The sequence below is a fragment of the Kribbella sp. NPDC031520 genome (genome assembly GCF_055580825.1).
Genome location: NZ_JBVIKS010000007.1, coordinates 79,661 through 94,595, shown reverse-complemented (window position 1 = coordinate 94,595; position 14,935 = coordinate 79,661). Strand labels below are relative to the sequence as shown.

The 14,935-nt window shown below is 68.4% G+C and carries 21 protein-coding genes; 12 read left to right on the top strand and 9 right to left on the bottom strand.

Annotated elements, in window-relative coordinates; translation table 11 throughout:
- Positions 1-69: 69 nt before the first annotated feature.
- Both ACZ5BU_RS32955 and ACZ5BU_RS32950 read left to right on the top strand, forming a co-directional pair.
- On the top strand, positions 70-1,002 hold the full coding sequence (locus tag ACZ5BU_RS32955; protein ID WP_465704361.1) for an AraC family transcriptional regulator: 933 nt from the start codon (positions 70-72) through the stop codon (positions 1,000-1,002).
- A gap of 39 nt (positions 1,003-1,041) precedes the next feature.
- Positions 1,042-1,551 carry a putative immunity protein gene (locus ACZ5BU_RS32950; RefSeq protein WP_465704360.1) on the top strand — a complete coding sequence of 170 codons (510 nt, stop codon included), beginning with the start codon at positions 1,042-1,044 and terminating at the stop codon, positions 1,549-1,551.
- Here ACZ5BU_RS32950 and ACZ5BU_RS32945 read toward each other — a convergent pair.
- From ACZ5BU_RS32945 to ACZ5BU_RS32935, 3 genes are read right to left on the bottom strand one after another with little or no spacing between them, the layout of a single operon-like run.
- The gene (locus ACZ5BU_RS32945) at positions 1,529-2,218 is read right to left on the bottom strand and encodes a dienelactone hydrolase family protein (RefSeq protein ID WP_465704359.1); all 690 of its coding nucleotides are present in this window, start codon (positions 2,216-2,218) and stop codon (positions 1,529-1,531) included. The genes ACZ5BU_RS32950 and ACZ5BU_RS32945 overlap by 23 nt on opposite strands.
- A gap of 9 nt (positions 2,219-2,227) precedes the next feature.
- The gene (locus ACZ5BU_RS32940) at positions 2,228-2,608 is read right to left on the bottom strand and encodes a TIGR03618 family F420-dependent PPOX class oxidoreductase (RefSeq protein ID WP_465704358.1); all 381 of its coding nucleotides are present in this window, start codon (positions 2,606-2,608) and stop codon (positions 2,228-2,230) included.
- Positions 2,609-2,620: 12 nt separating this feature from the next.
- On the bottom strand, positions 2,621-3,211 hold the full coding sequence (locus ACZ5BU_RS32935; RefSeq protein WP_465704357.1) for a dihydrofolate reductase family protein: 591 nt from the start codon (positions 3,209-3,211) through the stop codon (positions 2,621-2,623).
- An 86-nt stretch (positions 3,212-3,297) separates the two neighbouring features.
- On the opposite strand from ACZ5BU_RS32935, the gene ACZ5BU_RS32930 reads away from it, so the two are divergent.
- Positions 3,298-3,744: a winged helix-turn-helix transcriptional regulator gene (locus tag ACZ5BU_RS32930; RefSeq protein ID WP_465704356.1), complete on the top strand. Its 447-nt coding sequence runs from the start codon at positions 3,298-3,300 to the stop codon at positions 3,742-3,744.
- Here ACZ5BU_RS32930 and ACZ5BU_RS32925 read toward each other — a convergent pair.
- Both ACZ5BU_RS32925 and ACZ5BU_RS32920 read right to left on the bottom strand, forming a co-directional pair.
- Positions 3,741-4,565: a phosphotransferase enzyme family protein gene (locus ACZ5BU_RS32925; RefSeq protein ID WP_465704355.1), complete on the bottom strand. Its 825-nt coding sequence runs from the start codon at positions 4,563-4,565 to the stop codon at positions 3,741-3,743. The genes ACZ5BU_RS32930 and ACZ5BU_RS32925 overlap by 4 nt on opposite strands.
- Before the next feature lie 15 nt (positions 4,566-4,580).
- Entirely contained in the window at positions 4,581-5,792 is a 1,212-nt protein-coding gene (locus tag ACZ5BU_RS32920; RefSeq protein WP_465704354.1) for an MFS transporter, read from the bottom strand.
- Positions 5,793-5,883: 91 nt separating this feature from the next.
- Here ACZ5BU_RS32920 and ACZ5BU_RS32915 point away from each other — a divergent pair, with 91 nt between their 5' ends.
- The 5 genes from ACZ5BU_RS32915 (at position 5,884) to ACZ5BU_RS32895 (ending at position 9,568) form a co-directional block, all read left to right on the top strand.
- A complete protein-coding gene (locus tag ACZ5BU_RS32915; protein WP_465704353.1) occupies positions 5,884-6,780 on the top strand; it encodes a LysR family transcriptional regulator in 897 nt (298 codons plus the stop codon).
- A gap of 150 nt (positions 6,781-6,930) precedes the next feature.
- Positions 6,931-8,013 (top strand): ABC transporter ATP-binding protein, encoded by a 1,083-nt coding sequence (locus ACZ5BU_RS32910; RefSeq protein ID WP_465704352.1) that lies wholly within the window; start codon positions 6,931-6,933, stop codon positions 8,011-8,013.
- Positions 8,014-8,177: 164 nt separating this feature from the next.
- On the top strand, positions 8,178-8,612 hold the full coding sequence (locus ACZ5BU_RS32905) for a protein-tyrosine phosphatase family protein (protein WP_465704351.1): 435 nt from the start codon (positions 8,178-8,180) through the stop codon (positions 8,610-8,612).
- A 21-nt stretch (positions 8,613-8,633) separates the two neighbouring features.
- Entirely contained in the window at positions 8,634-9,029 is a 396-nt protein-coding gene (locus tag ACZ5BU_RS32900) for a RidA family protein (RefSeq protein ID WP_465704350.1), read from the top strand.
- A complete protein-coding gene (locus tag ACZ5BU_RS32895; RefSeq protein WP_465704349.1) occupies positions 9,026-9,568 on the top strand; it encodes a GrpB family protein in 543 nt (180 codons plus the stop codon). Before ACZ5BU_RS32900 ends, ACZ5BU_RS32895 begins: the two co-directional genes overlap by 4 nt.
- Here the strand turns inward: ACZ5BU_RS32895 and ACZ5BU_RS32890 are convergent.
- The gene (locus ACZ5BU_RS32890; RefSeq protein ID WP_465704664.1) at positions 9,516-10,760 is read right to left on the bottom strand and encodes an FAD-binding oxidoreductase; all 1,245 of its coding nucleotides are present in this window, start codon (positions 10,758-10,760) and stop codon (positions 9,516-9,518) included. The two genes, ACZ5BU_RS32895 and ACZ5BU_RS32890, sit on opposite strands and share 53 nt — an antisense overlap.
- 58 nt (positions 10,761-10,818) lie before the next feature.
- Here ACZ5BU_RS32890 and ACZ5BU_RS32885 point away from each other — a divergent pair, with 58 nt between their 5' ends.
- Complete coding sequence (locus ACZ5BU_RS32885; protein WP_465704348.1) at positions 10,819-11,796, top strand: helix-turn-helix transcriptional regulator; 978 nt, start codon at positions 10,819-10,821, stop codon at positions 11,794-11,796.
- Here the strand turns inward: ACZ5BU_RS32885 and ACZ5BU_RS32880 are convergent.
- Both ACZ5BU_RS32880 and ACZ5BU_RS32875 read right to left on the bottom strand, forming a co-directional pair.
- The gene (locus ACZ5BU_RS32880) at positions 11,793-12,194 is read right to left on the bottom strand and encodes a hypothetical protein (RefSeq protein WP_465704347.1); all 402 of its coding nucleotides are present in this window, start codon (positions 12,192-12,194) and stop codon (positions 11,793-11,795) included. The genes ACZ5BU_RS32885 and ACZ5BU_RS32880 overlap by 4 nt on opposite strands.
- Complete coding sequence (locus ACZ5BU_RS32875) at positions 12,191-12,697, bottom strand: DoxX family protein (protein ID WP_465704346.1); 507 nt, start codon at positions 12,695-12,697, stop codon at positions 12,191-12,193. The genes ACZ5BU_RS32880 and ACZ5BU_RS32875 overlap by 4 nt, the downstream gene beginning before the upstream one ends.
- A gap of 72 nt (positions 12,698-12,769) precedes the next feature.
- Between ACZ5BU_RS32875 and ACZ5BU_RS32870 the strand changes: the two genes are divergently transcribed.
- Positions 12,770-13,402 carry a MerR family transcriptional regulator gene (locus tag ACZ5BU_RS32870; RefSeq protein WP_465704345.1) on the top strand — a complete coding sequence of 211 codons (633 nt, stop codon included), beginning with the start codon at positions 12,770-12,772 and terminating at the stop codon, positions 13,400-13,402.
- Here the strand turns inward: ACZ5BU_RS32870 and ACZ5BU_RS32865 are convergent.
- Positions 13,399-13,884, bottom strand: a complete 486-nt coding sequence (locus ACZ5BU_RS32865) for a MarR family winged helix-turn-helix transcriptional regulator (RefSeq protein WP_465704344.1) — start codon at positions 13,882-13,884, stop codon at positions 13,399-13,401. The genes ACZ5BU_RS32870 and ACZ5BU_RS32865 overlap by 4 nt on opposite strands.
- Positions 13,885-13,993: 109 nt before the next feature.
- Between ACZ5BU_RS32865 and ACZ5BU_RS32860 the strand changes: the two genes are divergently transcribed.
- Positions 13,994-14,575, top strand: coding sequence for an NADPH-dependent FMN reductase (locus ACZ5BU_RS32860; protein ID WP_465704343.1), 582 nt, complete (start codon positions 13,994-13,996; stop codon positions 14,573-14,575).
- On the top strand, positions 14,572-14,934 hold the full coding sequence (locus ACZ5BU_RS32855; protein WP_465704342.1) for a DoxX family protein: 363 nt from the start codon (positions 14,572-14,574) through the stop codon (positions 14,932-14,934). Before ACZ5BU_RS32860 ends, ACZ5BU_RS32855 begins: the two co-directional genes overlap by 4 nt.
- The last annotated feature ends 1 nt before the right edge of the window (position 14,935 follow it).

Here is a 14,935-nt window from a genome sequence, read left to right as displayed (position 1 = left end):
GTGAGACAAACCACCGCTGTGCAGCGCATTCTGATGTTCGAAACGCTCAACCTGATCTAGGCTCACCTCATGGACGTGCTCGACGAACTGCTCACCGGAACCCGCGCGCAGGACGGCGTCTTCAACCTGACCATCCTGGATCTGCCCTGGGCGCTGGAGATCCGCGACGAGGCGCCGCTGGCGCTTGCCACCATCGTCCGCGGCTCCGGCTGGATCACCCGGGAAGGCGTCGAGCCGCAGCGAATGGGGCAGGGTGACGTCGCGATCATCACCGGCCCGGAGCCGTACGTCGTCAGCGACACCCTGCAGACGAAGCCGGTGCTCCGGATCCACCCCGGCGGCGTCTGCGAACGGCTGCCCGGGGCACCGATCGACTACTCGGCGCAGCTCGGCGTGCGGACGTACGGCGGGCGCAAGACCGGCGAGATCATGGTTGCCAGCGGCACCTATTCGGTGGCCGGCGACGTCAGCCGGCGACTCGTCACCGCGCTGCCCTCGGTGCTCGCCGTCCCGGCGGCCGAGGTCGCGGGAGCGGTGATGGACATGATCACCAGCGAGATCCAGCGCGACGTACCCGGCCAGCAGACCGTTCTCGACCGGTGGCTCGACCTCGCGCTGATCACCACCCTACGCGCCTGGTTCGCCCGGCCCGAGTCGCACGCACCCGGGTGGTACCAGGCGCAGACCGACCCGGTCGCCGGTACGGCGTTACGCCTGCTGCACGAGGATCCGGCGTACGCCTGGAGCGTCACCGAGCTCGCCGATCGGGTCGGGGTCTCCCGCGCCTCACTCGCGCGGCGTTTCACCGCGGTCGTCGGCGAGGCACCGATGAGCTACCTGACCGGCTGGCGCATCACGCTCGCCGCCGACCAGCTCCGCTCGACCCGCGACACGGTCGAGACGATCGCCCGCCGGGTCGGGTACGCGAACGCCTTCGCGTTGAGCGTTGCGTTCAAGCGGGTCCGCGGGATCACGCCTACGGACCACCGCCGGGCGGCGTGAAAGCCTCAACGCCCGGGTTCAACGATACGATTGAGACTCATGGAGTTGGCTCTGGACGAACTGCGGCAGCTCGCCCTGTGGTCGGCGGAGTGTGCCGAGCAGGCGCTGCCACTGGTACCGGACGATCCGCGACCAGGTGCGGCGATCGCGGCGGTCCGTGAATTCGGTGCTGGGGGCAACCGAACCAAGGCGATCCGGACGACCGCATTCGCGGCCCTGAAGGCAGCGGGTGAGCTGACCGACCCCGCGGCCGAGGCAGCTGCGCGGGCCGCGGTCGCCGCGGCGGGTTCGGCGTACCTGCATCCGCTCGCGGCCGCAACGCAGGTGAAGCACATCGTCGGCGCCGCGCAGTACGCCGCGTACGCGCAGGAGCTCGCGACCGGCGATCCCGCGGCCGCCGATGCGTTCGTCCGGTGGGCCTTGGAGCGCGTGCCGGACACGGTCCGGAACGTGATCGCGCGCTACCCCGACGGCACGCCCGGCCGCAGCCGGCTGGGCGAGCTGCACCGGCAGTTGGAGGCCGAGCTCAGGCGACCGTCGACCTCATGAACGCGAGCGCCTGCGGCCACGCCAGCCGGAACGCGTCCGCGTTGACGTCCTTGCCGTGCCGCGACTTGTCCGAGAACCCGTGGTCCGCGCCTGGGAAGTACTGCGCGAACGTCGCGCCGGCGGTCCGCGCCTGCAGCACGGTCTGTAACGTCTCGAAGTCCGCGTTCGGTACGGCGGCGTCCGCGCTCGGGTAGCTCACCAGCACCGGCGCGGCGATCCCGGCCGCCTCGGCGATCGCGTCGTGCGCGTGATGCGCCGGCCGCTGCGACGGCACCGTCGGATGGAAGGCGACGACGTTCGCCACCCGCTGATCCCGCGCCCCGAGCAGGAGCGCGAACCGTCCTCCGAGACACCAGCCGATCACACCGACCTTCCTGCACCCGAGCTCGTCGAACAGGTAGTCGAGAAGCTCGCTTTGCTCCGCGAGCGCGGCATCATCGGACATCTGCCGCAGCATCCCGCTGAGCTCTTCCCGGGAGGCGTTGTCCGTACTACGTCCCTTGAACGGATCCCACGCCAGCGCAGTAATGCCCTCCCCCGCCAGCTCGTCGGCCCACTCGCGCACCTGCTCGCCGATCCCCGTGATCATCGGCAACATCAACATCCCGGCGTGCCCCACCCGCGCCAGATACGCGTCCTGCTCCCCGACCGTCACCGTCACACCCATGCGCGCATCCTAGATCCCAACGGTTTGGTGATCCGCCTCGATGACGCCGATGATCCGCTCGAGATCCCGGGAGTACGGCTGACCGATGTACTTCTGGGCGATCTGGTCGACGAGTTCCCAGCCTTCGTCACCGGTGATCCAGTCGACGACGCGGCCGCGGATGATGATCGGCTCGTACGGGTTGTCGACAGGCGCGAGGGAGAGGGCGACGCGCGGGTCGCGGCGGAGGTTGCGGGCCTTCTGGGAGTTCGGACCGGTCAGGAAGATGATCTTGTCGTCGAGGGTGCTGACCCAGAGCGGGATCGAGTGCGGCGAGCCGTCCGGGAGGACGGTGGCCAGGTGGGCGATCGACTTGCTTTCGACGGCGGCGCGTACGGCGGGCTTCAACATGGCAGCGCTCCTTCAGCGGACGATTTCGTAGTGGAGGTGGGTGACGCCAGGCGCGGGTACTGCCTCGAGGAGGTTGAGGCGGATGTGCTCCGGCAACTCCTGGAAGAACGGGCGGCCGGCGCCGAGCAGGATCGGGACCTGGTGCAACAGGACCTCGTCGACCAGTCCCGCCCGCAACGCCGACGTCACCACGCCGCCGCCCATCAGACCGACGTCCTTGCCGTCAGCCAGTTTCCGAGCGGCCTCGACCGCGTACTCGATGGTGTGGGCGAGGGTCTGCCGCTCGCTGAGCTCCGCCACCGGACCGTGGCTGAGTACGACCAGCGGCGCGTGCGGGTGCGGGCTGTTGCCGCCGAAGTGACCGGAGTCGTCGTACGTCTTGTGGCCGGCGATCACCGCGCCGACCCGGGTGGCGGCGGCGTCGAACACCCGGGCACTCGGCGCGCTCAGCTTGAAGCCGTCGAACGCCTGGCTCGGGGTGTCCCCGTTGAAGTACCAGTCGAACAGCATCGGCGCGTCGCCGAGGCCGTGATCAGGACCGGAGCCGCGCCCGGTGATGTACCCGTCGACCGAGACCGCGAGGGCGGCGAAGACCTTGCTCATCGTGGCTGCCTTCCGTTTGGAGTTCCTTGAAGGAACGCTAACATGCTTGGGTTCCTTAAGGGAACCCCAACGGGTAGACTGATTCCATGCAGCGCACAGACTTCAGTGAGATGAGGTGCTCGATCGCGCGCACGCTGGACGTGATCGGCGAGCCGTGGTCGCCCTTGATCCTGCGCGACATCTGGGTCGGGCTCTCCCGGTTCGAGCAACTTCAGGCCGACCTCGGCATCTCCCGCAAGGTGCTCACCGAACGACTCAACCACCTGGTCGACCGCGAGGTGATCGAGCGCCGTCCGTACGACGCCCGCCCGCGGTACGAGTACGTACTGACCGACCGCGGCCGCGAGCTGGTCGACGTACTGATGGTGATGGTTGCCTGGGGCGACAAATGGCTGGCCGGTACGGCGGGCCCGCCGGTGCTCTACCGGCACCACGCCTGCGGCGAGATCAGCCACGTCGACCTCACCTGCGCGAACTGCGGCAAACCGATGCACGCCGACGACGTCGAAGTACTCCCCGGCCCCGGCGCCTAACTGCAGTACCGGCGGAAGATCTCGAGGTTCCGGTCCACGGCGTCGATCCGGTCGAAGCCCCAGGTGTCGACGCCGGGGCGGTCGGCGTCGGTCATCACCCGCGCCGCGAGGTCCCGCAGCCCGCGAGCGAGCAGCGCGAACTCCAGGTGGTCCGCGTCCAGGTCGTCGGCACCATAGGCGTCGAGGAACTCCACGAGCGACTCCCCGTCGGCCGCAACCCAGAGGTCGTACTCGCGGGGTCCGATCACGGCGCCCTCCCAGTCGAGGATCGCCGCCACCTGACCACCCGCGCCGATCAGCATGTTCAGCCGGTGGAAATCGGTGTGGCACACGACCTCCCGCACCGGTTCGAGTCGCGACCGTACGTCGTCCAGCCGGGCCATCGCGGTCCGCAGCACGTCGGCGCGGTCCGCGATCCACGGGTGCTGCAGGTACTGCGCCAGCCCCTGGATCTGCGGTTCGCTCACGTCCGAGGGCGGCAGCGAAACCCGTACCGGCGCCTCGTGCACCTGGCGCAGCGCCTGCGCGACCACCTGCCAGTCGTCCGACGTCGCCGTACGCCCTTCTACATAAGGGAAAACGGCGTATGCCTGGGACCCGCTCAGTGCGAACAACTCGCCGCGCACCGTCCGGAGCGGTTGGACGACCGGTAGACCGAGCTCGTGCAACTCCTCCAGTTGCGTCAGCCCCGAGGGCTCCGAGCCGTCCTTCCACCGCTTCACGAACCAGCGGCGGTCCGCTACCCAGCCCTCGGTAGCGAACCCGCCGTCGTGCGGTACGAGTTCGTCGACGGTCAGCCCGTAGTCGCGTTCTAGGTCCACGCCTGCATCAGATCATTACTTCTGGGCGGACAGCATTCGGATTACCGCCGCGTTGACGAGGATCAGGATCAACGCGGAGAACAGCAGCAGCGCGACCTGGGCCGGGAGCAGCGCGATACCCAGTCCGATCGCGAGGACCGGGATCGCGAGGCCGGCGTACGCGATCAGGAACAGCGCGGCCAGAACCTCGCCGCGGGACGAGGGATCCGCGAGCGACGCGGCCGTCGCGACGGCGCCGCGGAAGACCAGGCCGACGCCTGCACCCGCGACGACGCCGCCGATGACGAACAGCCAGAGGTTCGGGACCAGTCCACCGGCCGCGACACCGACCAGACCCGCGCTCATCGCGACCAGCCCGAGACGCAGCTGGTGCGGTCGCGACAACCGCACGAACACGACCTGGCTCGCCGCGCCGGCAATGAAGACCGCGAACGTGACCACGCCGGCCAGCAACCGCGACGTGTGGTGCAGAACCCCGGCCAGGAACGTCGGCGCCAGCGAGGTGAACAACCCGAAGATCGCGAACGCCGCGAAAGCCCCGATCGCCGACGCGAAGAACAACGGACGCGCGGACGACGGCAACGCGACCCGCTGCGGACGGTACGCCGGACGCTCCTCCAACCGCTCCACGGTCTCCGGCACCAACGCGATCCCGACCGCACTGAGCAGCAACAGCACCAGGAAGATCTCGTACGGACGCTGCAGCGGCGCGTCGACGTACTGCGCGAGCAGTCCACCGATCAGCGGGCCGAACGCCAGGCCGCCGAGGTTCACCATGCTGGAGATCAGCGCGGACCGGCTCGGGTCCTCCCCCGGCCGCGCGATCTGCCGCAGCTCGGACAGATGCGCCGTCGCGGTCGCCGTCAGTACGCCGACACCGACGCCGCAGATGAACCGCGCCAGCAGCAGCCCGGGAACGGCCGGCCAGATCAGGAAGATGGCTGCGGACAAAGCCTCCGCCAGTACGGCGACCAGCGCGACGCGACGTCGCCCGAGCCAGTCGCTGACGTGCCCGGCCAGGTACAGCGACGCCATCACACCGATCGCGTAGCTGGCGAAGATCACCGTGATCACGTACGTCGGGAAGCCGTCGCGGTGCTGGTAGATCGCATAGAGCGGAGTCGGGATCGTCGAGAAGGCCATCGTGGTGAGGAAGGCCGCCGCGATCACCCAGAAGCCGGGAGCATGAGCGAACCGGATCCGTACGCCGGTTCGCGAAGACGTCATGGTTGACATGGTTCCAGGGTGCTGCGCCGGATCTATCGAGTCCAACGAAAGTTCTTGCACGCTCTTATCGGTGTTGACGATAATTGGATCTGTGGACAGCAGGCAGTTGGAGTACTTCGTCGCCGTCGCCGAGGAACTGAGCTTCACCCGCGCGGCGCAACGCCTGTTCACGGTGCAGTCGACGGTGTCCGCGGCGATCCGGGCGCTCGAGACCGACCTGAAGACGACGCTCTTCGACCGCTCGACCCGGCGGGTGGTGCTGTCGACCGCCGGACAGGCCCTACTGCCCGAGGCGAAGGCCGCGCTGGAGGCCCTCGACCGGGCGCGGGCCGCGGTTGAGGAGGCATCGACCGGTCTCCGTGGCAACGTCCGCATCGGTACGCTCGCGCGGCTCAGCCTGGTCAACCTGGCCGACCTGCTCGGCGCCTTCCACCGGAAGTACCCGCTGGTCGAGGTACAGGTCGCCACCTCGCCGACCGGGTCGAGCGGCCTCGCGGACGACGTACGGCATGGCCGGCTCGATGTCGCGCTGCTCGGCCTGCCGAAGCCGGAGCTTTCCGGACTCGAGATCCGCGACATCGCCACGGTGCCGTTCGTCGTACTGCTGCCCGCGGCGCACCGGATGGCCCGGAAGTCCGCCGTACGGCTGGAGGACTTGGCGGGCGAGCGGTTCGTCGACATGCCGGGCGGATTCGGGAACCGGAAGATGGTCGACCGGGCCTTCGACGCGATCGGGTTGCCGCGGCGGATCCAGGTCGAGGTCCCGGAACTGACCACGATTCCGGACTACGTCAGAGCCGGACTGGGGGTCGGGATCGTCCCGGACGTCGAATTGGCGGCGGAGCCTGGCGTGGCCAAGCTCCCGATCGAGAATGCCGGCCTGGTCTGGACGCTGTCCGTCGCGACCGCCGCCGGACGGCGACCGAGCAGAGCGGTCACCGCCCTGCTGGACCTGATCGCCGATGCGGCCGGCGGCCGGTACTTCTAGGTGCCGTTGATACACCAGGGAATGTAAGTCGGCGAACGACCGTTGTACTCCTTGCTTCGGTGATGCGTCACCGACGTAGACACCCAAGACCTGGGGGCCTTTGCTACGGATCGTCCGGCACGTTCCTGCCGGCGAAGGAAAGGAAGCGACATGGCAACTGTGTCCTTCAAGGGAGCCACCCGGGTTTACCCGGGCACCGACCTCCCCGCAGTGGACAAGCTCGACCTGGACATCGAGGACGGCGAGTTCATGGTGCTCGTCGGCCCGTCCGGTTCCGGTAAGTCGACCGCACTGCGGATGCTGGCCGGACTCGAGGAGGTCAACGAGGGCGCCATCTTCATCGGCGACCGGGACGTGACGAACGCCCCGCCGAAGGAACGCGACATCGCGATGGTGTTCCAGAACTATGCCCTGTACCCGCACATGTCGGTCGCCGACAACATGGGCTTCGCCCTGAAGATGCAGGGCATCCACAAGGACGAACGCGCCCAGCGCGTCCAGGAGGCGGCCAAGCTGCTCGGTCTGGAGGAGTACCTCGACCGCAAGCCGAAGGCACTGTCCGGTGGTCAGCGTCAGCGCGTCGCGATGGGCCGCGCGATCGTCCGTAACCCGCAGGTCTTCCTGATGGACGAGCCGCTGTCGAACCTCGACGCCAAGCTGCGCGTCCAGACCCGCACCCAGATCGCCGAGCTGCAGCACCGGCTCGGGGTCACCACCGTGTACGTCACCCACGACCAGGTCGAGGCCATGACGATGGGCGACCGGGTCGCCGTACTGAAGGACGGCGTACTGCAGCAGGTCGACACCCCGCTGAACCTGTACGACCGGCCGCGGAACAAGTTCGTCGCCGGCTTCATCGGTTCGCCGGCGATGAACCTGATCGAGGCCGAGATCGTCGACGGCGGCGCGAAGGTCGGCGACTACGTCGTACCGATCGCCCGCGAACTGCTGGCCAAGGCCGGAGACGACAAGACCCTGACGCTCGGCGTACGCCCCGAGGCACTGCACCTGGCCGACAAGGGCCTGCCGGTAAAGGTCTCGGTCATCGAGGAACTCGGCTCCGACGCCTTCCTGTACGGCTCCGCCGACCACGCCGAGAACCAGCAGATCATCGCCCGGATCGGCACCCGCCTGCACAACGAGAAGGGCAACGAGGTCTACCTGGCTCCGGACCCCGACAAGCTGCACCTCTTCTCCACCTCCACGGAGGAGCGGCTAGGTCCTGTCTCGTAATCCAGCGCCGTAGCGAGGAGGTGCTCGGTGCGGTGCATCGGCGTGCGGGGGCGAAGGTCTCGATGCGGAGCATCGTGGCCTTTGCACCCGTGCGGCGAGGTGCCGTGCCGAGTGCCCCGCAGTAGGCGATGGATTGCGAGACAGGGCCTCGGTAGTTTGACCTTGTGGGCCTTTGGAGTAAGGACGCACCAGGTGTGATGGAGCTGCCGTCGGGGCGGCTGGTTCGCGGACGCGGTCTGCGGCACGGCCCGGCGGCAGCGCCGTTCCCGACGTACGGCGTGTATCTGCTCGGGCACGAGCCGCCGGACGTGCCGTGGGAGTGGCACTGGGTGAAGTGGCCCGACTTCCGGCTGCCCGTCGATCGTCCACAGGCGTTGACGTCGTTCCGGGAGGCGCTCGAGCGGACCGCGACCGGCCGGGTCGAGCTGGTCTGCAGCGGCGGCCGCGGCCGGACCGGTACGGCGCTCGCGTGCCTCGCCGTACTTGATGGCGTCCCCGCCGATCAGGCGGTCGACTACGTCCGGCAGCACTACGACAAACATGCCGTGGAAACGCCGTGGCAGAAGCGGTACGTGCAAAACCTGTTGACCGCGGAGTGAGGGATCACGTTGGGTCGGGGCGTGACGATCGAGCGAAGCAATCCTGAGGGTCTGCATGCCACGCCCGGGTATCACCATGTGACGCGGGTGCAGGCGGACACCTTGGTGTACCTGGCCGGGCAGTGCCCGTTGCAGACATCCGGCGAGCTGGCTCCGGGTGGTCTGGAAGGGCAGACCGCGCAGGTGATCACGAACATCCTCACCGCGCTGAAGAGCGTCGGCGCGACACCCGATCAGGTCGTCCGTACGGTCATCTACGTCGCCAGCTCCGACCGCTCGGACTTGAGCGCGGTCTGGACCCAGCTGAACGCGTCTCCGATCGCGGCGGCGTTCACGACAGCGAGCACGCTGCTCGGCGTCGCCCAGCTCGGATTCCCCGGCCAACTCGTCGAGATCGACGTCACGGCGGCGCTGTGATCGTCCCCGCCGAGGTGGTGGACTATGACGTGCGTTGGCCGCTGTGGTTCGCGGAGATCCGCGGACGGCTGACGCCGTACCTCGCTGAGCTTCCGCACCGGATCGAGCACGTCGGCAGCACCGCCGTACCCGGGCTGGCGGCGAAGCCGATCATCGACGTCGACATCGTCGTACCGAGAGCCGACCTCGTACCGGCCGCAATCTCCCGCCTGGCGGCCGCCGGCTACCGGCACGAGGGTGACCAGGGGATCCCCGGCCGCGAGGCGTTCGCGCTGCCGCCGGATGCGGTGCACTACCACCACCTGTATGTCGTTGTCGATGGCAACAAAGCTTTACGGGACCACGTGTTGCTCCGCGATCATCTGCGCATCGACGCGGCCGATCGCGAGCGGTACGCCGTCCGCAAACGCGAACTGGCGCACCTGCTCACCACCGACCGCACCGCGTACGTCTCCGGCAAAGGGGCGCTGGTCGAGGAGCTGCTTGCTAGAGCTGGTGGTTCGCCCACAGGCGACGGTCCGGGTCGTACCGGCGCCTGAGTTCGACGAGCCGGTCGTAGTCGTCGTACGCCTCGGCGATCTCTTCCGGGGTGAGCTTCTCGAAGCTGAAGTTGAGGGCACGGCCAATAGTTGCCTCGCGCCACGGTTCGAGCACCTCGCGCGCGGCATCACCTGCGCCTGGCGTGAGGACGGTGAGCGAGTACGCCGCCTCGCGGTGACCGACCGCGTTCGGGACCTCGGGCGGACGACCGAGCGCGCCGCCGAGGTGGCGGATCGCGATCACGTGCATCCTGGCCGGCAACATCTTCAGCGCGTTGAGATCATCCAGCAGCACGTTGCAGGAGCTGTAGGCGTCCGGGTTCTCCGGCTCCGCGAAGATCTGCCCGGAGTCGACGTACGGAAGTACGCCGACCGTGTCGAGCGCCGGCGTACCGATCGCCCGCAGCGGCGCGACCAGCTCCTCGCCCCGATCGCCCAGGATCGCGAGCTGGATCTGCCCGATGTACTTCCCGCGCACCGGCGCCGGTACCTGCGGGATGTCCGGGATCGGCAGGATCGCGATCGCCGACGTCACCTCCTCCGGCACAGTCCGCGTCCACTCCCGCCACGCCTCCGGTACCTCCGGGTACTCGGCGAGGTCGAAGTACAGGCTGCCGCCGAAGATCGCCGGTACGTCGAACAGGTCGACCTCGATCCCCGTGACGACGCCGAAGTTCCCGCCGCCACCGCGGAGCGCCCAGAACAGGTCCGGATCCTCCTCGGCGTTCCGTCGTACGCCGTCCGTCGTCACGACCTCGATCCGCCGGACGTGGTCCGCGGCGTACCCGTGCCGCCGGGCCATCAACCCCAGTCCCCCACCGAGCGTGTACGAGATCGCGCCGACGCCGGGCGAACTCCCGGACAGCGGCGCGAGCCCGTACGGCGCGGTCGCGGCGAGCACGTCCCGCCAGGTCGCGCCCGCCTCGATCCAGGCGGTCTTCCTGTCGGCGTCGACGGTCACGCCGTTGAAACCGCCGGTCGCGATCAGTACGCCGCCGTCGATCCCCTGGATCAGCCCGTGCCCCGACGCCTGCACCGCGATCCGCAGGTCGTGGTCGATCGCGTACCGGACCGCGTCCTGCACCTCGTCGGCGTTCGTGACCGGGAAGACCACCGCCGGCCGGTGCGGGTCCCGCCGCTGGAACCCGAGCCGCGCCTCGTCGTACCCCTTGCTTGTCGTCGTCAGCATCATGAATCTCACGCTAGGAGTCCTTGCGGACACAAGCTGTCCGCAAGGAATACTTGCCCGCATGAGAGACATGCCCGGCCGGTTGTTGCGGCTGCTGTCGCTGCTACAGAGTCGCCGCGAGTGGTCGGGCCGCGAGCTGGCCGACCGCCTCGGCGTCACCGAGCGGACGGTACGGCGGGACATCGGCCGGCTGCGCGCGCTCGACTACCCGGTGACCGGGACGACCGGCACCGCGGGCGGGTACCGGCTCGGATCCGGTACGCATCTACCGCCGCTGCAGCTGGACGACGACGAGGCGATCGCCGTCGCGCTCGGCCTGGTCGGCGCGGCCGGCGGTAACGTCAGCGGGATGGCGGACAGCTCGATGAGCGCGCTGGCGAAGCTGGAGCAGGTCCTCCCGGCACGGCTCCGGCCGCAGCTCGCCGCGGTCGGCTCGGCCGCCGAGGCGATCCCGCGCCCCGGCGTACCGCAGGTCGACCCGGGGGTTCTCGCCGTACTCGCCCGCTGCTGCCGAAACCACGAGCTCGTTGCCTTCGACTACCACGGCCGGGCCCGCGGTACGACGCGACGGCGGGTGGAGCCGCATCAACTGCTGACGCTGGCGTGGCGCTGGTATCTGCTCGCGTTCGACCCGGACCGCGACGACTGGCGCATCTTCCGCGCCGACCGGATCACCGACGTGACCCCGGTCCTGCACCGCTTCACGCCCCGGGTGATCGACGGGGCGTCGTACCTCGTCGAGTCGTTCGTCTCCGCGCAGTACCAGCACACCGTCGAACTGACCATCGAGGCTCCGGCGTCCGAAGTCACGTCGACCTTCGAAGGCGTCGTCCGTGGGATCGTGACGCCGATCGACGACTCGTCGTGCAGGGTCCGCTTCAGCGCCGACACCCCCGCGATGCTCCTCACCCAGGTAGCCGCACTGGCCGCCCTCGCCCCGTTCACCGTCGACCAGGCAAGCCCGGAAACCTCCGCACTGATCAGCTCGGTCGGCGTCCGGCTCGCCCGGTCGTTCGATGGATTACCAGACAGGGCCTAGGCAACGATCAGGCCGATTCCCAGGGTCAGGACGCCGACGGCGAGGGCGGCGGCGCCCAGCCAGAGGACCCAGAGGAACTGGTTGGGTTCGGTGCGGTCCTTGCCGGCGGAGGAGGCGAAGAAGCCGCCGGACATCAGGACCGCGGCGACCGGGATCGCGAGGCGGGCGACCCACAGCCAGAACCCGGTGAAGCCGGTCTGGTCGACGTACAGCAGGCCGACCAGGCTGAGGATCACCAGGACGCCGGCGTGGGCGTGGCCGGCGCGCGCGAAGGACTTCTGGAATCCGGTCATCGGGATCTGGCCGCGGACGATCTTCGTCATGAAGTAGCCGCCGAACTGGATCGTCACGATCGTCAGCAGGATGACGCCGGCGATGATGCGGGATGCACTGGTCATGCGTACACATGCTCCTTGGCTGGTGTGGTGCTGGTTGCCGTCCGCGCTACCCAGAGCGCGACGGCGAGGTAGAAGATCTGTTCGGGGATGCGCTGCCACAGTGGCGTCGCCTCGCCGCCGGCGAACGGTACGTGGGCGACCGCTGCGTGAATGTTGGCGGGCAGAAGGGTCACGAACAACGCTGCGAGCGCGTAGCCGGCCGGCTTGCGGGTCGCGGTGATCACCAGACCGAAGGCGCCGGCCAGTTCGAAGACGCCGGTGAGGTAGACGAGTGCGTCGGCGTACGGCAGGAACGGCGGGACCATCCGCACCATGTCGGCGTGGTTGGGCATCACCGTCACGCTCGCCGGGACGAAGTGTGCACTCGCGGTCAGCACCAGCATCACCGCCATCGCGTGCGCCGCGGCGGCCGGCCAGTTGGTGAACCGCCGGACGCCGAACGCACCCAGCGTCCGGAAGCCGACGGTGCCGAGGATCAGTACGAGCGGGATCAACCGGCTCACCTCCTATGGATAGTTCAGGTATCCGCTTATGGATACTGATACTATCCATCACAGGCAACAGGAAGGCAAGCGATGCGAATCGGGGAACTCAGCAAGGCCACCGACGTCCCGGTGCCGACGATCAAGTACTACCTGCGCGAGGGCCTGCTACCGGCCGGCGAACTCAGCAGCCCGAACCAGGCGTCGTACGGCGAGACACACGTCCGCCGGCTGCGCCTGATCCGCGCCCTGATCGAGCTGGCCCAGGTACCGGTCGCGACCGTGAAGGAGATTCTCGAGTCACTCGACGCGAACACCGAACCGTTGCACGAGCAGATCGGCCGCGCCCATCGCGCCCTCACGCCGACCCGCCGCCTGTCCGCGACCGACGAGTCCCGCACCGCCGCGGCGACCCAGGTAGCGGACCTGATCCACAACCGCGGTTGGACCGTCGACCCCGAAGCGCCCGCCCTGGCGACACTGATCGACACCATCGCCGCCCTCCGGTCGCTCGGTCAGGACAGCCTGGTCGCGCACCTCGACACGTACGCCGATTCCGTCGAGGCCTTCACCGCACTCGAGATCGACGCGGTCACCGCCAACCCGACCCGCGACCAACTCGCCGAATCCGTCGTCATCGGCACGCTCCTCGGCGAAACCCTGATCGCCTCACTCCGACTACTCGCCCAGGAGTCAATCTCAGCCGAACGCTGGAAAAACCGCTAACACTCCCCAACCAGCCCCGGCAACAGCTTCGCCATCGTCTTCTGCAGGGCGCGGCCTTCGGCCTCGGTCAGCGGGTCGAAGACCAGTTTGCGTACCAGTTCGACGTGCCCGGGCGCGGCCTTGACCAGTTCGGCATAGCCGTCGGGTGTGAGGATCGCGTTGGTGAAGCGGCCGTCAGCCGGGTCGGGCTCGCGGCGGACCAGGCCGCGGGTTTCCAGCCGGCGGATCAGGTGTGACAGGCGGGAGAGTTCGGAGTTCGCGAGCACCGCTAGATGGCTCAGCCGCATCGTGTGCTCGGGTTGGTCCGAGAGGCCGGCGAGTACGTAGTACTCCAGGAAGCTCAGGTTGGAATCGCGCTGCAACTGCTCTCCGAGCGCGGTCGTGAGCAGCGCCATGGTCAGCTGCAGGGTCCTCCAGGTCTCCAACTCGTCGGCCTTCAGCCAGCGCGGCTCGCCCGCCTCCTGCGCTGCTTGGGTGCCCATGGGTGCAGCATAGCCAGCGGGTCAATGACTTGAACGTTCACGTCATGCGGCTTATCGTGTCTATTGACATGAACATTCAAGTCATCACCTTCTCGAAGGAGTCGTCGCGATGAGCGACCTGAAGATCGCGGTCATCCTCGGCAGCACCCGCCCCGGCCGGAACGGCAAGGCGGTGGCCGACTGGGTGCTGTCCCAGGCCCAGAGCCGGACCGGCGCGACCTATGAGCTGATCGACCTGCTCGACTTCCCGCTGCCGCACCTGGACGAGGCGATCCCGCCGTCGGCCGGGCAGTACGCCGGCGAGCACACGAAGGCCTGGGCGTCGACGATCGCGTCGTACGACGGGTTCGTGTTCGTCACGCCGGAGTACAACCACTCCACGTCCGCCGTACTGAAGAACGCGATCGACTACCTCTACGCGGAGTGGAACAACAAGGCCGCCGCGTTCGTGTCGTACGGCTCGCTGGGCGGCGCACGGGCGATCGAGCACCTGCGTGCGATCAGCGCCGAACTGCAGATCGCCCACGTCCGTCAGCAGTTGTCGTTCTCGCTGTTCAACGACTTCGAGAACTTCAGCGTCTTCCGCCCGGGCCCGCAGTACGCCGACCAGGCCGGCGTGCTCTTCGATCAGCTCGAGTCGTGGGCGCGTGCTTTGCAGCAGGTCCGTGCCGGCGAGCCGGTGGCGGCATGAACGTCACCGCCTGGATCGTCTCCGGCCTGCTCGCCGCGCTCTTCCTGATGTCCGGCGTGATGAAGGTCCCCGCCACCAAGGCCTCCCTGGCCACCAACCCCCGGATGGGCTGGGCAGCCCCGTTCCCGATCAACTTGATCAAGCTCATCGGCCTGGCCGAGATCGCGGGCGCCATCGGCCTGATCCTCCCCCGAGCCCTAGACATAGCCCCCTGGCTAACCCCGGTAGCTGCCGTCGGCCTCGCCATCACCATGCTCGGCGCGATCATCACCCACACCCGCCGCTCGGAGTACCCGAACGCCGCAATGAACGCCGTACTACTTGCCCTAGCAGCCTTCGTAGCAGTAACCCGCTTCTAAC

Excerpts from the sequence above, each read along its gene's own strand:
- ACZ5BU_RS32955 (WP_465704361.1), top strand. The coding sequence starts at position 70 with ATGGACGTGCTCGACGAACTGCTCACCGGAACCCGCGCGCAGGACGGC.
- ACZ5BU_RS32865 (WP_465704344.1), bottom strand. The coding sequence starts at position 13,884 with ATGGGCACCCAAGCAGCGCAGGAGGCGGGCGAGCCGCGCTGGCTGAAG.
- ACZ5BU_RS32935 (WP_465704357.1), bottom strand. The coding sequence starts at position 3,211 with ATGAGCAAGGTCTTCGCCGCCCTCGCGGTCTCGGTCGACGGGTACATC.
- ACZ5BU_RS32870 (WP_465704345.1), top strand. The coding sequence starts at position 12,770 with ATGCGAATCGGGGAACTCAGCAAGGCCACCGACGTCCCGGTGCCGACG.
- ACZ5BU_RS32880 (WP_465704347.1), bottom strand. The coding sequence starts at position 12,194 with ATGACCAGTGCATCCCGCATCATCGCCGGCGTCATCCTGCTGACGATC.
- ACZ5BU_RS32940 (WP_465704358.1), bottom strand. The coding sequence starts at position 2,608 with ATGTTGAAGCCCGCCGTACGCGCCGCCGTCGAAAGCAAGTCGATCGCC.
- ACZ5BU_RS32950 (WP_465704360.1), top strand. The coding sequence starts at position 1,042 with ATGGAGTTGGCTCTGGACGAACTGCGGCAGCTCGCCCTGTGGTCGGCG.
- ACZ5BU_RS32855 (WP_465704342.1), top strand. The coding sequence starts at position 14,572 with ATGAACGTCACCGCCTGGATCGTCTCCGGCCTGCTCGCCGCGCTCTTC.
- ACZ5BU_RS32860 (WP_465704343.1), top strand. The coding sequence starts at position 13,994 with ATGAGCGACCTGAAGATCGCGGTCATCCTCGGCAGCACCCGCCCCGGC.
- ACZ5BU_RS32910 (WP_465704352.1), top strand. The coding sequence starts at position 6,931 with ATGGCAACTGTGTCCTTCAAGGGAGCCACCCGGGTTTACCCGGGCACC.
- ACZ5BU_RS32930 (WP_465704356.1), top strand. The coding sequence starts at position 3,298 with ATGCAGCGCACAGACTTCAGTGAGATGAGGTGCTCGATCGCGCGCACG.
- ACZ5BU_RS32945 (WP_465704359.1), bottom strand. The coding sequence starts at position 2,218 with ATGGGTGTGACGGTGACGGTCGGGGAGCAGGACGCGTATCTGGCGCGG.
- ACZ5BU_RS32885 (WP_465704348.1), top strand. The coding sequence starts at position 10,819 with ATGAGAGACATGCCCGGCCGGTTGTTGCGGCTGCTGTCGCTGCTACAG.
- ACZ5BU_RS32920 (WP_465704354.1), bottom strand. The coding sequence starts at position 5,792 with ATGACGTCTTCGCGAACCGGCGTACGGATCCGGTTCGCTCATGCTCCC.
- ACZ5BU_RS32890 (WP_465704664.1), bottom strand. The coding sequence starts at position 10,760 with ATGATGCTGACGACGACAAGCAAGGGGTACGACGAGGCGCGGCTCGGG.